Source organism: Streptomonospora halophila, from assembly GCF_039542725.1.
GTDB lineage: Bacteria > Actinomycetota > Actinomycetes > Streptosporangiales > Streptosporangiaceae > Streptomonospora > Streptomonospora halophila.
The window spans coordinates 1-5,671 of sequence record NZ_BAABIK010000064.1 but is presented as its reverse complement, the minus strand read 5'-3'; the positions used below and the strand labels follow the sequence as shown (position 1 = coordinate 5,671).

Genomic DNA, 5,671 nt, shown 5'->3' with positions numbered 1-5,671 from the left:
GCGCACCCGACCGGCGAACACCCGGTCCGGTAGGCGCGGGCCCTACCACCCGCCGCCTTTGCTGCCCCGTCGCAGGCTTGACCGGCGAGCACCCGAACCGGTGGGTGCGGGCGGAACAGTCCGCCGCCTTTGCTGCCCCGTCGCACGCGCAACCGCCGGACACCCGAACCGATGGCCGCCAGCCGAACCACCCGCCGCCTTTGCTGCCTCGTTGCGGCCCCGACCACCGGACACCCGGTCCGGTGGGCGAGGGCCGAACCATCCGCTGCCCTCGTGGGATTGGCACCGGGGCGATACGGGTCGGAAGGGGACCGGCTACCGGTCGGTCGGCCGACCCTCAGCCACTCCTCGGCCAGCCGCCTGCCACCGGCCTCGCCGGGGCCGCCGCCGGGACGGAGTCGGATTCCGACGAATTCATCGAATGACCTGGAAACACGCGGAGCGACACGCGGGGCCGATACGCTTGCCACCTGGAGAACCAGGAGGTCGCGCATGGCCGTCGTTGCCCTCCACTACCGCTTTGACGGACCCAGGCACGCCCCCGTCGTGCTGCTGCTGGCTCCGCCGGGAGCGAAGTGGACGGTGTGGGAGCCCCAGATGCCGGAACTGACGCGTGAACTGCGCGTTCTTCGCGTCAACCACCGCGGCCACGGCCGCTCGCCCGCTCCCGACGGCGACTACTCGATGGACGACCTCGGCGCGGACCTGCTCGCCCTGCTCGACGAGTTCGGCCTGGAACGGCTGTCGGTCGTGGGAGCGGGGGTCGGCGGCATGCTCGCGACCTGGTTGGCCGCCGCCCGGCCGCGGAGCGTGGTGCGGCTCGGCTACGTGGTCGGCACCGCCGCCGTGCCGCCCAGCGGGCCGTGGCGAGGGATGGCGGGCCGCGCCCGCGCCTCAGGCATGGCGGCCGTGGTCGACGAGGCGACCCGGTGCTGGTTCACGCCCGGATTCGCCGAGTACCGCCCCGACGTGGTCAAACGGCTGGCCGAGGAGTTCACCGGGGTGGCGGCGGCGGGCTTCGCGGGCTGGTGCGCCGCGGTGGCCGGGCTCGACCAGCGCCGACTGCTGGCGCAGGTGAGCGCGCCTGCGCTGGTCGTCGCCTCGGCGCACGACCCCCTGCTGCCGCCGGGCCGCAGCCGCGGGCTGGCACGCGGACTGCCCAGCGCCCGGCTGGAGTCGGTCTCGGGCGCGGCCCACCTCGCCGGGATCGAGCGCGCCGACCGGGTCAACGAACTGCTCACCGAGCACCTGGTGTACTGACACCGCCTGCCGCGCTGCCGCTCCTGACAGGTCCCGTCGCTCCCACCGCTCCCCCGGTGCTGCCGATACCACTGGCCCTGCCGGTCCGCGCCGATACCGTCGGCCCTGCCGCTCCTCGCCGGTCCCGCTCACGGGTCCGGTCTGCCCAATGCCTCCGGCTCGTCTAGTATCGGCGGTGCGAGAGGACGGCCGTGGCGGTGGGACCCGCCACAACCTCCCGGCGTGCGGGCGCCGGGCAACCGCGGCGCAGCCGCCGATGGTCCCTACCAGGTGACACACGCGCCGGTAGGAGTGGACCATGCCCCAACGCCCCGAACCCTCCGACGTCTCGGATCACCCGGACTTCCGGGACTCCTCCGTGGCCCGCGGACCGGACGCCCGAACCGAGGGCCCCGCCGACACCGCGGAACCCGACGGACCTCCGCCCCCGGGCGGGGCGACAGCCCCCGCCGGCGCGGACGAGCCAGCCAACCCCGGCGAGCCCGCCGCCCCCGCCAACCCCGGCGACCACACCAGCCCCACCGACAACACCGACAACACCCACTCGGCGAACGCCTCCGATGCCGCCGCTGCCTCCCGCACCGCCCCGGCCGCGGAAGCGGCGCCCCGCGAGGTCGTCGACCCGGACATCGACCTGCACATCCCCCGCCAGCGGCGCGAGCTTCGCGACGCCCCCTGGTCGGTGCTCGCCGCCGTCGCGCTCGGCGGTGCGCTCGGCGGAGCCGCCCGCAGCGCCCTCGCATCGACGCTGCCGCACGCGGCGGGCGGCGTCCCCTGGGCCACCCTGATCGCCAACGTGTCCGGGTGCCTGCTGATCGGCGTGCTGATGACAACGGTCGCGCGCCTCCCGGCGGACACGGGCCCGTCGCGGCTGCTGCGCCCGTTCGCCGGGGTCGGCGTCCTCGGCGGCTACACCACGTTCTCCGCCCACGTCGGCGACGTGCGGGGCCTGCTGGAGAGCGGCGCTCCCGCCGCCGCGCTGGGCTACACCGCCGCGACGCTGCTGGGCGGCCTCGCCGCCGTGTGGGCCGGTGTCGCGCTGACCGAGCGCCTGCTCGACCGCCGCTCGGCGCGAGCGCGAGCGCAGGCGTTCGCGGGCGGACGGGGCAGCGCCCGCGGGGACGCGGAGGCGTCGCCGTGACGATCCTGCTCGCCGCGCTGGGGGCCGCGATCGGCGCCCCGCTGCGCTACCTCACCGACCGGTTCGTCCAGCAGCGCCACGACTCCGCCTTCCCGTGGGGCACGCACGCCGCCAACGCGACGGCCTGCCTGCTGCTGGGACTGGCCGGCGGGCTCGCGCTGCCCGACTGGGCGACCGCGCTGCTGGGCACCGGCGTGCTGGGCGCCCTTTCCACCTACTCGACCTTCGGCTACGAGACCTTCGCTCTGCTGCGCGAGCGCGAGCGCTTCCTCGCCTTCGCCAACGTCGCGGCCTCCCTGGCGGCGGGGTTGGGCGCACTGTTGATCGGCCTGGCCGTGGCCGCGTCGCTCACCGGCGGGGGCTGAGCGAACGCCCCGCGCCCCGCGCGCGATGGCCGATCGAGCGACCACCGAGCAGGCACACCCGGCCACCGCCGACCACACCCGACCACGGCCGCCCGCCACCCGTCCCACGCCACGGCCCCGCTACAGCGGCTCAGAAAATGTCCGGACCCGCCCAGGCGTAGGAGTCGCGCGCCCGCACCTCCGCGAGCTCGTCCTCGGTGAGCACCCGGGGCTCGCCCAGGCTGCGCGCGCGGATGTAGACCCCGCACAGCCACTCCAGCAGCCGCGCGTGCTCGAACGCCTCCACGGGCCCGGCGCCCACGGCCAGGCCGCCGTGGTTGGCCAGCAGCGCGGCGCGCTTGCTCTTGAGCGCCTTGACCAGGTGGTCGGCCAGCTCACCGGTGCCGTAGGTGGCGTACTCGGTGACCGGGATCGCACCGCCCAAGCGCGCGGCGCTGTGGTGGACGGGCGGAAGCTCGGCCAGCGCGGCGGCGACGACCGCCGCGTGGTCGCCGTAGGCCTGCACGACCGCGCCCGCGTCGCTGCTGCGGTAGGCGGCGGTGTGCAGGGTGGTCTCGGCCGCGGGCTCGCGGCGGCCCTCCAGCACACCGGCGTCGATCGACAGCACCGGGCAGTCGGCGGGCTCGACCTTCTCCAGGGGGATCCCCGCGGGCGTGACCGTGACGAGGGAGCCGCTGCGCACGCTGACGCTACCGCCCTCGTGCCGGGCGAGCCCGCACTCGGCGAGCCGGCGGGCGGTCAGGCACACGTCTCGGCGTTGTTGCTCCAGCAGCATTGGTCCTCGGTCTCGCGCGGGAGGGCAGGATCGGGGGCGACAGCGTCCGGCACACTGTTAGGTATGCCTAATCTACGTTAACCCGGGACCGGGTGGTCTTGTCCAGGCCGCCGGGGCGAGGTGCGCCGGAGCGCCGGTGCGGCGGGGAGATGCGGCCTCGTCCACGCGTCGCGAAGAGCGGCCTGCGGGTGGTGCGAATCACGGAATTCTGCCCCGATTCGCTGTATTTGTCCAGCTCAGCTACGGTACTGCGGTTGACGATCGATTTGTGACGACCTTGCAACGGCCGTTTCAGGCCACTCCACTTGGGGAGGAGGGTGCCGTGATCGGACCTGACCTTCGACTACCGGCCAAGCCCTACCTGTCCGAACCCGGATCAGCGGGCGCGGAAAGCAACTACATCGACGGGGCGTGGCGTGCCGCCGACAAGGGCGGAACCCGCAACGTGCTCAACCCCTACGACGCCTCAGTGCTGACCGTCGTCAGCGAGAGCGGCGCCGCCGACGCCGAGACCGCCGTCGCCGCCGCCCGGGCGGCGTTCGACCGCGGCGACTGGGCGCGCCGCCCCGCGGCCGAGCGCGGCGAGATCCTCGGCCGCATCGCCGACCTGCTGCAGCGCGACCGCGACGAGATCGCGCTGATGGAGTCGCTGGACACCGGCAAGACCATCGAGGAGGGCGGCGTCGACGTCGACGACGTCACCGCCGTGTTCCGCTACTACGCGGGCCTCGCCGACAAGGACGCCGGCCGCGTCGTGTCCGCGCCCGAGGGCGTCTTCAGCCGGGTCGTCTACGAGCCGGTCGGCGTGTGCGCGATGATCACGCCCTGGAACTACCCCCTGCTGCAGCTCTCATGGAAGATGGCCCCGGCCATCGCCGCCGGCGACACCATGGTGGTCAAGCCCAGCGAGATCACCCCGGTGACCACCTGCAAGCTCGTCGAGCTGTGCACCGAGGCCGGCGTGCCCGCCGGGGTGGCCAACCTGGTGCTGGGCACCGGCGCCGAGGTGGGCTCCGCCCTGGTCGAGCACCGCGACGTCGACCTCGTCTCCTTCACCGGCGGGCTGGCCACCGGCAAGCGGATCATGGCCTCGGCCGCCGCGACGGTGAAGAAGGTCGCCCTGGAGCTGGGCGGCAAGAACCCCAACATCGTCTTCCCCGACGTCGACCTGGACACCGCGGTGGACTACGCCATGATGGCGGCGTTCTTCCACTCCGGCCAGGTCTGCTCCGCCGGCGCGCGCCTCGTCGTGCACGAGGACGTCCACGACGAGTTCGTCGCCGAGCTGTGCCGCCGCGCCGAGCGCGTTCGCCTGGGCTGCGGCCAGCATGAGGGCGTGCAGTGCGGGCCGCTCGTCTCCGCCGAGCACCGGGCCAAGGTCGAGGCCGCCGTCGCCCGCGGCGTCGAGGAAGGCGCCACGCTGGCCGTCGGCGGCCACCGCCCCGACGAGCCCGAGCTGGCCGACGGCTTCTTCTACCGGCCCACCGTCTTCACCGGCTGCCGCGGCGACATGGACATCGTGCAGACCGAGGTCTTCGGCCCCGTCGTCACCGTCGAGACGTTCCGCACCGAGGACGAGGCCATCGCGATCGGCAACGACACCGACTACGGCCTCTCCGGCGCGGTGTGGACCGACGACCCCGGCCGCGGCGAGCGCGTCGCCGCCGGGCTGCGCCACGGCACCGTGTGGATCAACGACTTCGGCCCGTACTTCCCCGGCGCCGAATGGGGCGGTTTCAAGCGCTCCGGAGTCGGCCGCGAACTCGGCCAGGCGGGACTCGACGAGTACCGCGAGGCCAAGCACATCTACCGCAACCTCGCACCCGAACCCCAGCGCTGGTTCGACTGACGCCGCGGGGGCGCCGCGCACCGGCGCCGCGCCCCCGCGCCCGCCCTTCGCAGGGCCGCCCGAGCGCGCGCCGGAAGAGCCGCCGAGCCCACCCGCCGGCAGGCCCCGCGCCTCCCCGTGAAACCGACCGACGCGAAACACCGGCCGACCCGTGCCGTCTACGGGAGCGTGCCGGCCACCGGAAGAAGGAGCTGCCCAGGTGTCCGCAAGCGACAGCGACTCCGTCTACGACTATGTGGTCGTGGGCGGCGGGACCGCGGGCTCGGTGATCGCCAACCGCC

5 protein-coding genes are annotated in these 5,671 nt (G+C 74.3%); 4 read left to right on the top strand and 1 reads right to left on the bottom strand.

Annotation, left to right across the window (positions count from 1 at the left end; all coding sequences use genetic code 11):
* Positions 1-492 precede the first annotated feature (492 nt).
* From ABEA15_RS25380 to ABEA15_RS25370, 3 genes are all read left to right on the top strand, one after another.
* Complete coding sequence (locus ABEA15_RS25380) at positions 493-1,260, top strand: alpha/beta fold hydrolase (RefSeq protein ID WP_344149032.1); 768 nt, start codon at positions 493-495, stop codon at positions 1,258-1,260.
* A 298-nt stretch (positions 1,261-1,558) separates the two neighbouring features.
* Complete coding sequence (locus tag ABEA15_RS25375; protein WP_345559586.1) at positions 1,559-2,401, top strand: fluoride efflux transporter FluC; 843 nt, start codon at positions 1,559-1,561, stop codon at positions 2,399-2,401.
* Positions 2,398-2,766, top strand: a complete 369-nt coding sequence (locus ABEA15_RS25370) for a fluoride efflux transporter FluC (protein ID WP_345559584.1) — start codon at positions 2,398-2,400, stop codon at positions 2,764-2,766. Before ABEA15_RS25375 ends, ABEA15_RS25370 begins: the two co-directional genes overlap by 4 nt.
* Positions 2,767-2,896: 130 nt before the next feature.
* On the opposite strand, the gene ABEA15_RS25365 is transcribed toward ABEA15_RS25370, so the two are convergent.
* Positions 2,897-3,541: a class II aldolase/adducin family protein gene (locus ABEA15_RS25365; protein WP_345559582.1), complete on the bottom strand. Its 645-nt coding sequence runs from the start codon at positions 3,539-3,541 to the stop codon at positions 2,897-2,899.
* Positions 3,542-3,902: 361 nt separating this feature from the next.
* On the opposite strand from ABEA15_RS25365, the gene ABEA15_RS25360 reads away from it, so the two are divergent.
* Complete coding sequence (locus ABEA15_RS25360; RefSeq protein ID WP_425579449.1) at positions 3,903-5,390, top strand: aldehyde dehydrogenase family protein; 1,488 nt, start codon at positions 3,903-3,905, stop codon at positions 5,388-5,390.
* Positions 5,391-5,671 lie beyond the last annotated feature (281 nt).